10 protein-coding genes are annotated in these 17,040 nt (G+C 60.5%); 9 read left to right on the top strand and 1 reads right to left on the bottom strand.

The genetic code is table 11. The features are described from left to right. Nucleotides 1–220: 220 nt before the first annotated feature. The 9 genes from M9920_02255 to M9920_02215 all read left to right on the top strand — a co-directional run bounded on the left by M9920_02255 (nt 221) and on the right by M9920_02215 (nt 14,796). Nucleotides 221–1,858 carry an amidohydrolase gene (locus M9920_02255; GenBank protein ID MCO5051110.1) on the top strand — a complete coding sequence of 546 codons (1,638 nt, stop codon included), beginning with the start codon at nt 221–223 and terminating at the stop codon, nt 1,856–1,858. A gap of 30 nt (nt 1,859–1,888) precedes the next feature. Further along, nucleotides 1,889–3,301: an AMP-binding protein gene (locus M9920_02250; protein MCO5051109.1), complete on the top strand. Its 1,413-nt coding sequence runs from the start codon at nt 1,889–1,891 to the stop codon at nt 3,299–3,301. Then, nucleotides 3,302–3,556, top strand: coding sequence for a phosphopantetheine-binding protein (locus M9920_02245; protein ID MCO5051108.1), 255 nt, complete (start codon nt 3,302–3,304; stop codon nt 3,554–3,556). After that, a complete protein-coding gene (locus M9920_02240; protein ID MCO5051107.1) occupies nt 3,546–4,817 on the top strand; it encodes a hypothetical protein in 1,272 nt (423 codons plus the stop codon). The genes M9920_02245 and M9920_02240 overlap by 11 nt, the downstream gene beginning before the upstream one ends. Beyond that, the gene (locus M9920_02235) at nt 4,814–5,962 is read left to right on the top strand and encodes an FAD-dependent oxidoreductase (protein ID MCO5051106.1); all 1,149 of its coding nucleotides are present in this window, start codon (nt 4,814–4,816) and stop codon (nt 5,960–5,962) included. Before M9920_02240 ends, M9920_02235 begins: the two co-directional genes overlap by 4 nt. Then, on the top strand, nt 5,959–7,176 hold the full coding sequence (locus M9920_02230; protein MCO5051105.1) for an AMP-binding protein: 1,218 nt from the start codon (nt 5,959–5,961) through the stop codon (nt 7,174–7,176). Before M9920_02235 ends, M9920_02230 begins: the two co-directional genes overlap by 4 nt. Continuing rightward, on the top strand, nt 7,173–8,309 hold the full coding sequence (locus M9920_02225) for a DUF2062 domain-containing protein (GenBank protein MCO5051104.1): 1,137 nt from the start codon (nt 7,173–7,175) through the stop codon (nt 8,307–8,309). The genes M9920_02230 and M9920_02225 overlap by 4 nt, the downstream gene beginning before the upstream one ends. Then, nucleotides 8,306–12,187, top strand: coding sequence for a 1-acyl-sn-glycerol-3-phosphate acyltransferase (locus tag M9920_02220; GenBank protein MCO5051103.1), 3,882 nt, complete (start codon nt 8,306–8,308; stop codon nt 12,185–12,187). Before M9920_02225 ends, M9920_02220 begins: the two co-directional genes overlap by 4 nt. Before the next feature lie 239 nt (nt 12,188–12,426). After that, complete coding sequence (locus M9920_02215) at nt 12,427–14,796, top strand: hypothetical protein (protein ID MCO5051102.1); 2,370 nt, start codon at nt 12,427–12,429, stop codon at nt 14,794–14,796. A gap of 1,419 nt (nt 14,797–16,215) precedes the next feature. On the opposite strand, the gene M9920_02210 is transcribed toward M9920_02215, so the two are convergent. Beyond that, nucleotides 16,216–16,992 carry a class I SAM-dependent methyltransferase gene (locus M9920_02210; protein ID MCO5051101.1) on the bottom strand — a complete coding sequence of 259 codons (777 nt, stop codon included), beginning with the start codon at nt 16,990–16,992 and terminating at the stop codon, nt 16,216–16,218. Between the last annotated feature and the right edge of the window lie 48 nt (nt 16,993–17,040).

Genomic DNA, 17,040 nt, shown 5'->3' with positions numbered 1-17,040 from the left:
TCAGGCCGGGATAATACTGATGATGACGGGCCAATTTCGGAAAGCGGAACGCGAGGCGGAGGAGAAACTGCGGCACAGCGATCGAAGGGCGCCGCTTCCACTCGTCCGGTTTCTCTTTTTCTGGCGTCCGGGCGCGCTGCGCCGCATCATCTCGGGCTGAAGGCTGGCCGTTGGTCGGCTTGTAAAATTGCCGGCTCCGTTGTCCCGGCTTGTCATCATCATGTTACATTCTACCGCATCCGCCGTTCCGGTCGCGCTCGCTCCGAGTCTGATCATTCACAATGCCGCCGTACACACCATGGACCGCACGCAGCCGCGCACGGAAGCCATCGCCATCGCGGGCAATCGCATCCTGGCGATCGGAACGAACGCGGAGTTGCTCGCACTGGCGGGCAAAGGAACGCGGGTGATTGACGCGCAGCGGCGTACCGTCCTGCCGGGATTTAACGACGCGCACGCGCACTGGCTCATGGGCGGATTTTCCCTCATGGGTGTGAACCTGCGCGACGCGCGGACGCCGGAGGAACTGGCGCGGCGGTTGGGAGATTTTGCCCGAAAGATTCCGGCCGGGCGTTGGATTCTGGGCGGCCGCTGGGATCACGAGAATTTCCCCGGCGCGCAACTGCCCACGCGGCAGATGATTGACGCCGCCACGCCGGAGCATCCGGTGTTCGTTTGCCGTTTGGACGGACATATGGCGCTCGCCAACAGTCGCGCCCTGCAATTGGCCGGAATCACGCGCTCCACCCAGGACATGCCCGGCGGGATGATTGTGCGTGATGCCCAAGGCGAACCGACCGGCATCTTGAAAGACGCGGCGATGGAACTGGTGGAAAAAATCATTCCGCCATCCACGCGCGAAGAAAAGTTGGCCGCTTTTCGAGCCGCCACCGAACACGCGGCGTCACTTGGAGTGACGAGCGTGCAGGATTTGTCCGCCGGGGAAGATGTCGGGTTGTATCAATATCTGCTGGAACGCGGCGAGTTGAAGACGCGCATTTATGCGGTGCGTTCGATTGTTGCGTGGGAGGCGCTGGGGCAAATCGGGGTGCGTCGGGCGTTTGGCAATCCGTGGTTGCGGATTGGCGGGCTGAAAGGTTTTTCCGATGGCAGTCTCGGTTCGACCACCGCGCTGTTTTTTGAGCCGTACACCGACGCCCCGGAAACCAGCGGTCTGTGGTTCGATCAAATGTTTCCCGAGGGCATCATGCTAAAGCGCGCGCTGGCCGCTGATCGCGCCGGGTTGCAGATCATCATTCACGCCATCGGCGACCGGGCAAATGCCGCGATTCTGGACTTGTATGAACAGGTCGTGCGGGAGAATGGCCCGGCCGACCGGCGCTTCCGCATTGAACACGCGCAGCACTTGCGCCCGCAGGACGTGCCGCGGTTTGGTCGGCAAAAGGTGATCGCTTCGGTGCAACCGATTCATTGCGCCGATGACGGGCGCTGGTGCGAAAAGCGAATTGGCCCCGAGCGGGCGAAAAGCACCTACGCCTTCCGCTCGCTGTTGGATGCCGGGGCGGTGCTTGCGTTCGGAACGGATTGGACCGTTGCGCCCTTGAATCCGTTGCCTGGGATCAAAGCTGCCGTCACGCGCCAGACGTTGGATGGACGGCATCCGGAGGGCTGGATTTCGGAACAAAAAATCACGCTCGACGAAGCGCTTTACGCGTACACCGTCGGCTCGGCTTACGCGGAATTTCAGGAACACGTGAAGGGCAGCTTCACGCCCGGCAAACTGGCGGACGTGGTGATGTTGGATCGGGACATTCACGCGGTTGATCCAGCCACGCTCGATCAGGTCAAAGTGGCGCTCACCGTGGTGGATGGCCAAGTCGTTTGGCAAGCAAAGTAGAATCATCGTTCGCCCGGGGATAACGCCACCATGAATTCTGACGCCAATCTGTTTCACTCGCTCGCCCGGACGGCGCGCGAACGACCGGAGCACGTGGCGATAATCGAAGCGGACGTGCCGGTCACTTACGGCGAATTGTTGCGACGGACCGAAGCGCTGGCTGGAGCGCTGCAAAAAAGCGGGGTCGAGGCGGGCCAACGCATCGGGCTGACGTTCGCGAACAGTGTTCATTACGTGGCGTTGACCTATGCGCTTTGGCGGTGTGGCGCAGTGGTGGTGCCCGTGCCGGCGGAAGGTTCGGAAGATGAAGCGCGGGAAATCATCGCCGCCATGCAATTGCAGGGTTGGATCACGTCCGATCCCCGGGCCGACAGCGTGTCGCTGGCCGCGGACATTTTTTTCACGCCCCTGACGCCGGACACGCTCCCGGATAATCACGGGCTGGATCTGGCTTTCATCCGTTTCACCTCCGGCACCACTAACGTCCGCAAGGGCGTGGCGTTATCACACACCACCCTCCGCGCGCGGATCGCCTCGGCGAACCAGGCGTTCCGCGTCACGGCGGATGACACGGTGATTTGGTGTTTGCCGATGGCGCATCATTTCCTGATCACCATCGTGCTCTACATCGAAGCCGGCGCGACCATCGTGCTGGTGCGCCAGGTGCTCGCGCAGTCCTTTCTCGCGACCACCAATCGCTGGCGCGGCACGTTGCTGTACGCGGCGCCGTTTCATTACGCCATCCTTGCGCGGGACGCTTCCACCACGCCACTGCCGACGGTACGTCTCGCGGTTTCCACCACCTGCGCGTTGCCGGAAAGCGTCGCCCAGGATTTTTGGAAGCGGTTCAATCGTCCGCTCGTTCAGGCGCTCGGGGTGATTGAACTGGGATTGGTGGCCATCAATCTGGAGGACCCGCGCGGACGTTGGAATTCGGTTGGTCGCGCGGCGGGAGCATTTGAAATTCAACTCCACCAGCCGGATGCGGACGGCTGCGGCGAACTGCGGGTGCGCGGTCCCGGAATCTGCGACGCCTACGTGGCCCCGTGGATGGGTCAGGCTCAGTTCTTGACGGACGGTTGGTTTGCCACCGGAGATTTGGGGCGAAGGGATGCGGAGGGCTATCTGCAATTGCTCTCGCGCAAAACCGCCGTCATCAATCTGGCGGGACGCAAGGTGTTTCCCGAAGAAATTGAAGCCGTGTTGAACCAACACCCGGACGTGAGCGAATCGCGCGTGTTTGGGCGGCAACACCCGCATCTCGGCGAAGTGGTCGAGGCGGAACTCGTTCCGAAAAGCGGCGCGTTGGAAGTGAACTCGGTGTTGCGCCATTGCCGCGCGCATCTGGCGGCGTACAAAATCCCGATGCGTTTTCACGTCGTCGCCGCCTTGCCCCGCACGCCGGTCACTGGCAAGATTCGCCGCGCCGCTCCGGCGGCCTGAATGATCAGCCCAACCGAAATTGAAGCCAAACTGCTGGACTTCCTGCAACGGGAAGTGTTCGCGCCCGACGTGGCGGTGACGCCGGAACTGGATCTCGTCGCGGCGGGCTTCGATTCCATGTCGCTCGTGCGTCTGCTCGTGTTCATCGAAACCGATTACGGATTTTGGATTCCGGAAACCGAGATCACCACGGAAGCCTTGCAAAACGTCCGCGCCCTGGCCGCCACCCTCGCGCGTCTGCTCAATGTCCGCTGACCTGTCCCTCAACGGCGCCGATTACCTGATGCTCGGGTTCGATCACGAACTGCGGCGGCAAGGTTACGCGGGCAACTCCTGTGAAATCGTGCTGACGTTGGATCGCCCGCTTGATGCCGCCATGTTGCAAGCGCGCCTCAAGTTGCTGGCGCAGCGCCACCCCATTTTATGCGCCCGCCCGGGGGGTTGGTTCAAAACCCGTTGGACCTCGCTGGATACCGGCTTGTTGGCCCGCGCCGTGCGGGTACATGCCGCGCAATCCGGTCTGATTGAAAAATTGAGTGACGAACCCTTGCGTCTGCGCGATGGCGAGTTGTTCCGTTTCGATTTGATCGCCACGCCGGAGGGGCGCATGGAAGTGGTTTTCACCTGGACGCACGCGTTGATGGATGCGCTCAGCGCCGAACACTTTCTTGCCGTGGTGGGCAACGAGACGGTGCCGTTGCCGGCGTTGACGCCGCCCCCCGCGCGCCGCCGACCGCCGCTGAAAGAGCGCTTGTTGTTGGCACGCCAAAACGTGCAACAGTTGACGGAGTTCTGCAAAGCCGCCCCGCGCACGGTGGGCGTGCGTTTCCCGGAGGCGCCGCGGACGCAGCGCTTTCACGTCGAACGCTTCTCGGCGGCGGAAACGGCGCGGATTCGCGCCAACGGCACGAGGTTATGCGGGGCACTGGGCGACGCCCAATTTCACGCGGCGGTGGCCGCCATTGAATTGCACCGTTTGCACGACCGGATCGGACGGCCGTCGCCGAGTTACATTTTGCCGATTCCAGTCAGTCTGCGTCCCAAGGGCACGACCGAACCGTTGTTCAGCAATCAGATCGCGATGTTGATGGTGCAGTTGCTGCCGGAACAACTGGCCACCACCGCCACGGCAGTGGCCACGCTCAAAACGCAACTCGCGCAGGCCTGGCGCGCGCGCCGCGTCGAAGCGGGCACGGCCATCACCGAGTTGTCCCGGGGCCTGCCGTTGCCGCTGTATCTTTACATTTTGAAGCAGCACGGTTTGAAAGGGGAAATTTGCTCGTTCTTTTACGGCGACACCGCCAACGTCACGCCGCTTCTCACCACGTTTTTCAACGCCACCATCACCGACTTTGTGCATGTGGGCGCAACGACTCCCTCGCCGGGTCTGGGCGCGATTTTTTACTATTTCCAGGGGGCGATGCGCGTAACGGTGTTTCACCTCACCACCCATTTTTCCGCCGCCGAAGCGCAGGCGTTTGCGGCGCAATTGCGACAGCGCCTGCTTGATCCATGAACCCTGATGTGGACATCGCGGTGGTGGGCGCTGGCGCTTCCGGTCTGGCGGCGGCGGTGAGCGCGGCGCGCACCGGTGCGCAAACCCTGTTGCTGGATGCGCGACCTGCTCCCGGCGGCACGGGTGGGTTCAGCGGTCTCACGACGCTGTGCGGCTTGTATGACGAGGACGGAAAGTTTTTGAACGACGGTTTTGTCCGCGAATTTGCCGAGGCTTTGGCGGAGACCAACGAAGCGGCGCCAGCTCGCGCGTCATCCACCCGCGACCTGGCGACTCCGCATCCGGGTGTGTCGCAGCGCCAAGGACGAGTCTGGGTGTTGCCGTATCGTCCGACCCGGTTTCGTGAACTGGCGTCGCAGCTTACCACCAACACTCCCAATCTGCGTGCCGAATGGAATCGTTCGGTCACCGAGGTTGTCTGCGCAGGGAATCGCATTACGCAGCTCAACGGCGTGCGCGTCGGCGCGGTGATTGATTGCAGTGGTGTGGCGGCGGTGGCGCAAGCGGTCGGTGCGGAAACGCTGGCCACTGACGCGCGCACCCAGGCAGCCGCCATAATTTTTCCGCTAAAAAAAGTGCGGCGCGTTTTTAGTTCGGTGGCGGACATGGCGCAAGTGCTTTTGCCGCTGGCGCGCGCGCGCTTTCCCGCGCTGCATTTGCAACCAGGTTTTGCGCCCGGAGAATTCACCGCCAAGTTTGCCGGCTCTGCGGAACAAGTGCCGGCGTTGCTTGCGTTTTTGCGCGCGAACGTTCCGGGTTTTGAACCGTGCGAAACCGTTCCAGCGGAGATCACCGTCACGGCGCGCGCGGGACGGATGATCATCGGGGCGTATGTGCTGACCGGTGCGGATGTACTGGGCGGGCGCAAATTTGCAGATGCGGCGGCGCGAGGCGCGTGGCCGATTGAGCAATGGCCGGAAGGGCAAGCGGCGCGGTTCCGTTATTTGCCGCCGCACACGCATTACGAGATTCCGCGGCGTTGCCTGCGCGCGGCGCGGTTTGAAAATCTGTTCATGGCGGGCAAATGTCTGAGCGCCGATGCCGACGCCATCGCCAGCGCGCGGGTGATGGGGCTGGGGTTGGCGACTGGCGCGGCGGCTGGAGTTTTGGCGGTGGATTCTCTAACTTCGACCCGGTTTAAGTGAGCAAAACATTCGATCAACTTTGGGCCGAGACGTTCCATTACGTGAAGGAACACTCGCCCTATTACCGCGAGCTGTTGGCGCGTCACCAAACCGTGCCCGCGTTCGCTTCCGTGCCCCGGCTCGACAAACAAACGCTGTCCGAGCGTAACGCAGATTTTCTGTGCGTCGCCCCGGAGCGCATTGTCGAGACCGTGACCACGAGCGGGACGACCGGCCAACCGTTGCTCTGGCAGCTCACCACCGCCGATCTGCAACGTCTGGCGATCAATGAACAACTCTCCTTCGGCTGCGCCGGGCTGACCGCGCGCGACACCGTGTTGATTGCGGTGGCGCTGGACCGTTGTTTCATGGCGGGTTTGGCGTATTGGCTGGGGCTGCGCGAAATCGGTGCTGGCATCGTGCGCACCGGGGCCGGTTCGCCGTTGCTTGTGTTGGAAATGCTGCGGCGCGCGCAACCAACGGCGATTGTCGGCGTGCCGTCGTTCCTGCGTCTGGTGGCCGAGAAAGCGCGGGAGCAGGGGTTGGATTTGCGGGCCGCCTCCGTGCGTAAATTGATCTGCATTGGGGAACCGATTCGCGATCCGGATTTTCAGTTGAACCGCTCGGGCGCGAGCCTCGAAGCCGCGTGGAACGCGAAGGTGTATTCCACCTACGGCATCACCGAGCTGGCCAATTCGCTTTGTGAATGTGAAGTCGGGCAGGGCGGACATCTGCACGATCAACAGTTGCACCTGGAAATTTTGGATGAGGCCGGGCAACCCGTTCCCGAGGGCGAAGTGGGGGAAGTGGTGGCCACCACGTTTGGTGTCGAGGCCATGCCGTTGTTGCGCTATCGCACCGGCGATTGCGCGGCGTTGTTTCGCGGGCCTTGCGCGTGCGGACGCACCACGCCGCGGCTCGGGCCGATTGTTGGTCGTCGCCAGCACAAACTCAAAGTCAAAGGCGTCTCGCTGTATCCCGCCACGTTGACGGCGGTGTTGGAACAGACGGCGGGCGTGGAAACCTTTGTGGTGGTGGCGCACCGGGAAAGTGATTTGTCGGATCGCATCGAGGTGCTGGTGCAGGGCGCGGTGGCGGTGCGGGAACTGGAGGAGGCGTTCAAGGCGCAAACCCGAATCACGCCGCACATCCGCCAGGTGACGCGCGATGAAATCATGGCGTTGCAACAACCGCCGGGCGCGCGGAAGCGACGGGTATTCGTGGATCAGCGATGAAACCCTGCGTCGTCATTCCGTGCTACAACCATTCCGCCACGGTCGGCCCGGTGGCGCTGGCGGCGGTGGCCGTGCTGCCGGTCATCGTGGTGGATGACGGCTCGACGGAACCGCTGCCGGAGTTGCCCGGTTGCGAGGTGTTGCGTTTGGGAGCGAACGGCGGCAAAGCGGCGGCGTTGCGCGCGGGCTTCCGTCGCGCGCTGGAGCTGGGTTACACCCACGTCATCACGATGGACGCGGACGGGCAGCATTTTGTGACGGATTTGCCGAAATTTTTGGCCGCCATGCAGGCTCAACCCGCAGCGTTGCACCTGGGCGTGCGCGATTTGCCGGCAGCCGGTTGTCCCCGCCACCGGCAGCGTTCCAACGCCATCGCCAGTTTTTGGTATCGCGTCGAAACGGGGTTGCGCCTGCGCGACACGCAATGCGGATTTCGCGCGTATCCGCTGGCGCTCGTGAAGCAATTGAAGATTCGCTCGGATCGCTACGCGTATGAACTGGAATTCCTCGTGCGCGCCGCGTGGGTGGGCACGACGATTCTCCCCGTGCCGGTGCAATGCACGTATGCGCCCCATTTGACCGGTCGCTCGCATTTCCGCCCCGTGCGCGATTTCGTTCACATCACCAATCGCAACATCCTGCTGGTGTTGCAGGCGTGGTTTGTGCCGTTGCCGTTGCGCGCGGCGTGGTCGCGCGGCGAGAAGCAGGGCTTCCGTCGGGTGGTGAGGGAATTTTTCACCGACAACGCGCACGAACCGGGCCGGATGGCGGGCTCGGTCGGCGTGGGTTTGTTTTTTGGGCTGACGCCGTTGTGGGGACTGCATTTGTTGCTGGCGTTGTGGACCGCGCATCGGTTGCGCTTGAACAAGGCCGTGGTGGTGGTGGCGAGCAACATCTCGTTTCCTCCGCTGATTCCGTTTTTGGTTTATGGCTCGCTGCACACCGGCGCCTGGCTGCTGCATGGGCACGGGTTTGCCGCTGACTTCACCGCGCTCTCCGACTCGAGCTGGTGGGCGACCGCGCGGGAGCATCTGTGGGAGTGGGTGGTGGGAAGCTTCGCGTTGGCCGTGGGCGTGGCGGTCGTGGGCGCGGCCTGCACTTATGCCGTGGCGCAATTGATCCGAAAACGATGACCGATCGCCTCTACGCCCGCTTGTATTTCTGGCTGACCGCACATCGTCGCGGAGTGCTGGCGGTGGCCGCGTTGTTGATGGTGACGGCGCTCGTGATTTCCTCGCGCGTCCAATTGCAGGAGGACATTCTGGACCTGCTGCCCGGCAATGACGCGCAAGTGGATGACTACCGTTACGCCCTGCGCAAGTTCCGGCAGATTGACCGGCTCTATCTCGACATCGGGATCTCGCACGGTGATCCCGAATCACTGGGCGCGGCGGCGGATGAAGTTTTCGCATTGCTGGCGACGAACCAAAACTTCACGCGCATCACTTATCAAATCAATTCCGGCGGCCTGGGGAAGGTGGTTGGATTTTTGACCGGCGCGTTTCCAAATCTGTTCACGGAAGCCGATGCCGCCGCGTTGACCGATAAATTGGCGCCGGCATCCATCCGCGAACATCTGACCAGCATGCGGCAAAAACTGGCGGGGCCGGAAGGCATGGTGTTGAAAAATGTGGTGGCCGCGGACCCGATCGGATTCACGCCATTGATGGCGGCCAAGGCGCTGCCCTTGCAGGCGGGTTTTGGCGGCGCGCAAATTGTGGATGGCCGCATCACCAGCGGTGATGGCCGGCATGTGTTGATGGTGGTGGAACCGAATTTCGGTTCGTCGGATTCCCGTTTGAGCGCGGGGTTGATGCAGGAAATATCGCGGGTGGTCCGCGCGGTGGAGGCGGAATTTCCCGGAGTGCATGTGGCCATCACCGGCGGTCACCGAATGGCGCTGGACAACGCGACGTTGCTGCGTCGGGATGCGATGCGCTGCCTCACGCTGGCCGTGTCCGCGATGTTCATTTTGTGCTTCACCGCCTACCGGCGTCGTTGGCTGGCCACGGTGACGTTTCTGCCGTCGCTGTTCGGAACGGCCATTGCGGGCGCGGTGCTGGCGCTGACCGATGATCACGTTTCCGCCATCGCCACAGGGTTCGCCAGCATGGCGATTGGCATCACCGTGGATTACGGCATTTACGTGGTCTATCACCTGGACAACGCCGCCACCGACCGCGCTTCCGCCGCCAAAATTTTAAGTCGCCTGCTGCTGCCCACCTTCATTGGCGCGTTCACCATTATTGCGGCGTTTATCGTGCTGGCCGTTTCGCCCATGTCCGGTTATCGCCAACTCGGAATTTTTGGCGCGACGGGCGTATTGATGTCAGCGGCGTTTGCCTTGACGGTGCTGACCTTGTTGGTGCCGTTGCCGAAGCGGGACACCGCCGCGCTGCGACCGTTGCGTTTCACCAACTGGATGGAAGCCTTTCACGGCTGGCAGAAACGGCACCGGTTATGGTCGGTGGGGCTGTTGGTGGCGCTCACGGCGCTGGCCGGGCTGGGGCTGCAACGGCTGCGGTTCGAGGGCGATCTCGCCAAGCTCAACGGCATCACGCCAGCCACGCGCGCCGATGACCAGCTCATCAGCGAAACCTGGGGCGACGCTCTCAGCATGTCGTTGCTGATTGCGCGGGGAGCAACGCCCGCCGCCGCGCTGGCGCGGAACGATCAACTCGCCGGCCTGCTGGCGCAGCAAAGCGCCGTCACCAATATCTATTCGCTGGCGGCCATTTGCCCCGCCCCCGCCACGCAGGAGGAAAACCTGCGGCGGTGGCAGCAGTTCTGGACCCCGGAACGTCAGCGTGAACTGCGCGCCGACTTGAACCGCATCAGTGGGGAACTGGGTTTTCAACCGGAGGCCTTCGCGCCGTTCTGGAAAATCGTCACCGAGCGACCGGCCTGGTTGACGTTGGACTATTTCAAAGACACGCCGTTGGAGGCGGTCATGGCGGAACGAGTCGCCGTGGGGACGAACGACACCGCCATCAGCACCCTGGTTAAGTTGAGCGACCGGTCGCAGGCGGCGACATTACAGGCCGCGTTGCCGGAATTTATTTTGGTGGATCAAAAGGCGTTCACGGATCACATCGCGGATCTGGCGCGGGACGGGCTGGGCTTTTTTGTGCTGTGGACGGCCGTGGCGGTTGGTTTGATTGTGTATCTCTCGCTGGCGTCCATCGAACTGGTGGTGGTCACGCTGTTGCCGATTGGTTTTGGTTTGCTTTGGACCCTCGGGTTGATGGGTCTCTTCGGTTTGCCGATCAACGTGATGAACTGTGTCTTCGTCATTTTCGTCATCGGCATGGGCGAGGATTACAGCGTGTTTCTGGCGACGAGCAAACTGGATGTCTGGCGCGGGCATCCGCCGCGCATTGCGCCGACCAGCGCTTCGGTGTTGATCTCCGTGGGCACCACCATTTGCGGTTTCGCGGTGTTGATCCTGGCGCAACATCCGGTGCTGTTCTCCATGGGCACGACGGTGCTGCTCGGCATGGCCAGCACGTTTCTGGCGACCCTGGTGATCACGCCCGCCTGCGTGGAATTGTTGCTCTATAAACCGCAGCCACGCGGTGCGCCGCGGTGGTGGCATGTGCTGGGAACGCTGTGGGTGTTGATTCATCTGGGTGGCAGTCAGGTGTTTTTGTATTACGTCCTGCGCCCGTTGCTGAACCTCGTTTCGCCTCGTAACGCCAAGGATCGGTTGCGCCGCGCCACCCGCTGGATGGCGCGCGGCGTGGTGAAGGGCATGCCGTTCGGTAAATTGGAATTTCAAAACCTCAACTCCGCCACTTTCGCCAAACCCGGCATCGTCATCAGCAACCACCAATCCGCCGTGGACGTGATGTTGATGGTGAGCCTGCCCGGCGACGTGCGGCAAACGGCGAAGAAACGGGTGTTTGACGCGCCCATGCTCGGGATTGGTTGCAAAATCCTCGGGCACATCATGGTTGAACCGAATGATCCCGCCACCACCTTGCAACGCTGCCGCGACACGCTGGCCACCGGCGCCTCGGTGCATTTCTATCCGGAAGGCACCCGGTCCGTTGATGGTTACGCGCAACGCTTCCGGCGCGGCGCGTTTGAGCTGGCGGTGGAATTGCGACAGGACCTTTTACCCATCGTCATTTGCGGTTCGAATGAAGCCATGCCCCGGGACGCCTACTGGTTCGAGCCGTATCACGCCACCGTGCGCGCGCTGCCGCGGATCACCCCGCAGAATTTCGATTATCGCCAGGGCGTGGTGGCGTTGATGAAACATTGCGAAGCGCTGATGCGCGCCGCATTACAGGAACAACTGGACGCCCTCAACACCCCGCCGGTGGTGCGCCGCAAAGTGGCCCGCCTGTACCGCTATCAAGGCGCCTACGTGGAGCAGTTCGCGAAATGGAAAATGAAACTCGATCCGTTCTTTGCGCAACTGGACGCCGTGGTGCCGCGGCGGTCGCGGGTGCTGGACCTGGGTTGTGGCTACGGCCTGGCCAGTCATTGGCTGGCGGCGTTCACGGACACGCGAACGTTTTGGGGATTGGATTACGACGAGGCAAAAATCCGCGTGGCCCAACGCAGCGCGGCGGAAAATCCGCGCGTCGAATTTACCTGTGGCGATCTGTTGACCGCGGAATTGCCCGCGGCCGAGGTCGCGTTGCTATTGGATGTGCTGCACTACTGGCCGCCGTCGAAACAGCAACTCATCCTCAACAAAGTGCGCCGGGCGCTGGCGCCCGGCGGGCGGTTGGTCCTGCGCGACGGCGCCCGCGCCACATCCGCCGGCCACCGCAAGGTGCTGCGGTGGGAGCGGTTCGCCACCCGTTGGGGACTGACCCGTTCCGGTGAAGGATTGCATTTTCAGAGCCGGTCGGAAATTGAGGCGATGCTGGCGCGCGCGGGATTTGTCCGCTGGGAACAGCGCGCCCATGCCGGCAACGATTCCAACATCATGCTCGTGGCCTACGCGCCGGAATCCGGGAATCCCACGGTCGCCGATGACCCCGCGTCCCAGCCGTAAATTCGCGGTCACGAAATTGAGCCACGGTCGGTTTCCACTGAAAAGACGGAATTGGCGCCGTCACTCCAAAGCGGTAAGCGGAAAGTGATCCGATGTATAAACGAAGAAAAACCGTGATAGGCGACTTTTGTCTGTTGCCCTGCTGTCTTAATGGGTGGCCCGTTTACGGTGATACACATGGAGTCAATTGCATGTTGCCTTTCTAGATAAAGACAGGTAGAGGTTCCGGTGTGAGTCCCTTGCACTACCAGCGAATTCAGAATTGGCTGCGTTGGTTATCGTGCTTGCTGTTGGTCATTGTGGGCTGGCTGACTCCTGAGCAAGCGCGCGGTTATTCCTTTACGGAACTCTACCAGTTTCCTCCTGCTTATCCCGGACCATCTGGGTTGACGGTTGCGGGGGATGGCGACTTGTATGGAACCTGTTCCGGAACGGGCGAGTACAATCAAGGTTTCGTATTCCGGCTGGGGAGCAATGGCGTGGTGGTTCCATTGGTGTCTTTTGCCACGACCAATGGGGCAAAGCCGTCGGGCCGGATGCTATTGGGATCGGACGGAGCATTGTATGGCACAACCTTGGAGGGAGGCGCTGAAGGGTTGGGAACTATTTTTCGTGTCACCACCAACGGCGAATTAAGTACGCTCGTGTCTTTCACGGGGACAAACGCGCCTTACTACGGCAGCCGACCGGATGGAATCGGCTTGGGGAAGGACGGCGCGATCTATGGATGCACTCGTTATGAAACTGCCGGATGCTACCGTGTCACTATTGCCGGAGACTTCACCAACTTCGTTGCGTTCAGTCCAGAGCACGGCGGTTTGGCGAATGGGGAACTGACGGAAGGTCCCGATGGGGCTTTCTATGGCACGATGGCATCGGGGGGCAGCATCGGTTATGGAACGATCTTCCGCGCGACCACCAATGGAAGCATCGCAGTGGTGGCGGCGCTCGGCACGACGAACGGTCAGCCCATGGGAGCGTTGGTCCATGGTGCCGATGGCATGCTCTATGGCACCTCGTATTTCGGTGGTAAGAATGGTGTGGGCACCATCTTCCGCTGCACCACAAATGGCATCTTGACGACTATTTACAGTTTCGACATGGCAGTGAACGCCAATGGCTATTATCCGCAAACGGGATTGGTTCAGGATCCATCAGGCTTCCTCTACGGCGCGGCGCAATTAAGCGGAGCCAGTGGTTCACGTGGAACCATTTTCCGGGCGACGACCAATGGCGTTGTGACGACTCTGGTCACGTTCTGGGAGACGAACGGAGCTGGCCCGATTTCCGACTTAACCCTTGGCGGCGGCGGAGTGCTTTACGGAACGACTGCGGGCGGAGGGGAAGCGTTCGCCGGGCTAGCCTTTCGTCTTACGACCGGCGGCGACTTTACTACGCTTGCTTCATTCAGGCCGACCGGAGGGCAAACGCTCGGAGGTGGTTTAACTCAACTTAGCGACGGCACACTTTGGGGCACGACATCGTATGGCGGCAGCAACGGCGTGGGCACGGTGTTCTGCCTTTCGACAAATGGAGAGTTACTCCGTTCCATTCCGTTGCAACTCTCTACTGGCAGGGGGCCGCTGTCATCGCTGGTGCCCGGGCCGGACGGATTTCTGTATGGCGCAGCGAGTAAAGGTGGTGCGTTTGGTTTTGGCTCCCTTTTTCGTGTCAACACCAACGGATCAATCACACCGCTGGCTTATTTCGACAATACCAATGGGGCAAATCCGAGTGGCCCTCTAGTTTTGGATGTGTCCGGTAATATTTATGGCACTGCGGAATCTGGTGGCGCGGGATTTGGCACCATATTTCGCATGGGCACCAACGCTAAAATCGTTGCCCTGGCTACGTTCGATTACTATACCAAGGGTGCATTCCCTCGCGCGGGATTAATGTGTGCAAAAGACGGATGTTTTTATGGAACAACGGCAGCGGGCGGCACGTCATCGTCTGGAACAGTGTTTCGTGTGACAAGCAACGGAGTGTTCTCTGTGTTATCCGCATTCAATCCTAGTACGCTCGGCGGAGGCAGCCAGGGAACGCTGGTCCAACATTCTGATGGAAACTTATACGGCACAGTTTTTAACAAACCAGCCAGCCAATACGGCACTTTATTTCGCGTGTTGACCAATGGCAGTGTTCAAGTAGTCGCAACCTCGGGATTCTACCGTCCTAGCTATCCCGCCGGGCCAATGACTGTCGGGCCGGACGGGGCACTTTATGGCACCAGCGGAACCGGTGTATTTAGATTTTCTACCAATGGAGCAGGAGCCACCCCGGCGTTGCTAGGAAGTTACATTTCTGGGCGTCATCCCGTGGGAGGAGTAATTCTCGCACAAGACGGAAAATTTTATGGCAACACCGTTGACACGATCTTTTGCTTCGAAACTTCCAACCAGTTTATCGGGTTGACCGCCCAAGGTGGCAGTCGGGTGTTGGCTTTGTCAGGAATGCCAACCGTTTCCTACCAGTTGGAACGTGCCACCACGCCCTCTGGCCCATGGAATAACCTCGCCATCGTCAATCTCAATGAGGTTGGGACGGCCACCTACACTAACTTGTCAGTCCCGGTGACCGGTGCGTTTTATCGGGCTCGCGCCCGTTAAGCTCCGGCTATCTACTCGCCGCTGAGTTCAGAGGCGACGGTGGAAGAAGGTCAGCGTCGTCCTTTTGGCCGTTCGCCGAATTTGCCCATGAGTGCGGACTGTATTCCCAGCTTCAGGGTGGCATTCCGTTCCTGCACCACCGTCATGCCGTCATAGATATACCGGACCTCATTGGTCTGCAACCATGGTAGTAGTTGTGCGTGCTCCAGTTGCCATACCCGGCGTTGTAGCCATGCCAACCAACGGATGAACCGCGAACCACCCGAAATACGCGAAAAGAAGTGGCAGCCGGGAAAGCTGTTGTTCCCGTCCCAGTTTTCGCGTGGTTGGCGTATTTCGCGGTGATGATCATTGTTTGTTGTGCCCCGTTTTACGCCCGCTGGTGAATTCCGTCAAGTGTACTCCACAACGCAAATGCAGCGCACCGAAGCGGTGCGGCAGGCGCGGGCGACCTTTCATTCCGCAGCCCGTCTGAGACGAGCCAGATTCCTTACACCATTTGTGCGGGACAGCCGGTTTGCGCTGCGCTGTCCCATCTCGTTGCGTCAATCATTATTCGTATTTGGAAATTCGGCGTAGCACTGTCCTAACTGCAATCCAAATCACGAACGTTGAGGCGAGAGTGATTGCAGGTCCTGTAAAAATCTCCGCTGTAGAAGTCTTCTCCATCAGCGTTGTCGCAAACTTCAAAACCAACAGGAAGGAGACGCACACAACATACAGCGCCCACGCCAACAGCCAGAGTCGCTTCACCATGTTTTTCTGCGCGGGCTTCATATCGTGCTCACTGAGTGCATGCACACAGGTTTTCGGCGGCGTCTTCACCCGCAGTCACCAAGCAGGCGGTGCTGCTGAAATCGTCATCGTGCAAGCTGGCGTTCATGGCGAATACTGCGAGGAGAGCACGACCCGAAAATCAATGCAACCTTAAATCGCGGATCATTTTTCTATCGATTCGCCATTCGCTCGTAATCCGGCCTTCGACTACGAGCGAGGAGGGCAAAGTTTGTAGTCCCGCCTTCAGGCGGGGGCGAAGCACAAGGAAGCGCATTACCGAGTGACCGCGTTGCTGCCGGCTGAAGCCGGAACTACGAGCGAGAAGGGCAAAGTTTGTAGTCCCGCCTTCAGGCGGGGGCGAAGCGCAAGGCAGCGCATTACCGAGTGACTGCGTTGCGGCCGGCTGAAGCCGGAACTACGAGCGGGAAGGGTGCGCTCCCCAACCCATGACCGCGTTTTCTTGCAGAGGTATTCCCCAGCAAGTAGCGCGTTGCGCTGACTCAAATCAAAAGAAACAGGAAGGATCGTGGCTGAGCGACCGGATGAGCAGACAGTGGGGAATGTTCGTGCGCCTCCCTGCCGGCGCTCACATGTTCTTCGCGGCTATCTACTCGCCCTGAGTTCAGAGGCGATGGTGAAAGGTTAGCGCCGTCCTTTTGGCCGTTCGCCGAATTTGCCCATGAGCGCGGACTGTATTCCCAGCTTCAGGGTGGCGGTGAACAGTCGGTAGTTGCCGCGTCGTAGCAGGTTCAGTAAATACCGACCCTTGGCTCGCAGGGAAAATTGACGGCTATTTTTCATGACGTAAGGCTGGTGATCATAGTCATTATTGTGCGTGCTGTTTCCCAGTTTCTGGAAAACGCAACCTCCGAGCGATTCATGCACCAATTTCCAATCCGGCTCGGCCAGCAGCAGGTTCATCAGCGTTTCGCACGTCCAGATATGCAGGTCGTCTATAACCACATAACCGCCTATTTTCAGAAGTCCCGCCACGTAGTACCAATCCAGGAAAGGTTGCGGAAAACCGTGCCGTCCATCAATCAGGACCAAATCCAGGTCTCCTTCGGTGATCTGGGGCAGCGCCTGTTCCGAGGGCGCCACGATGAATTTCAAGTGTGAGGTCGAAATGCCTTTGGAGGAGCAGAAGGCCAGGATGCGTTCCGTCAGGGCTTGGTCGGGAGCGATTGCCGTGTGATGCGCGCCGCGCAGGGCGAAGAGGACGGTGCTGCAGCCGGCGCCCGTTTCCAATGTTTTGGCGCCAGGCCCAATCGTCCGGCCAATGAACAGCAGTTCCTCGTCGGAAAGTTTCCAGCGATTGATCAATTCCCCCGGCTTAAACATGCCGGAAGGAGTCATGGGCGAAGGTTGAAAGCTATGTAGTTTGGGAGGGTCAGCCAACAGTTCCTCGACGGTAATCATTGCCGAATTATGTGAGGACAAAATCCGGGAGGCAAGTTTCCTTTGAAG

Source organism: Verrucomicrobiia bacterium, from assembly GCA_023953615.1.
Taxonomy (GTDB): domain Bacteria; phylum Verrucomicrobiota; class Verrucomicrobiia; order Limisphaerales; family JADLHS01; genus JADLHS01.
This window is presented reverse-complemented; position numbering and strand designations above follow the sequence as displayed.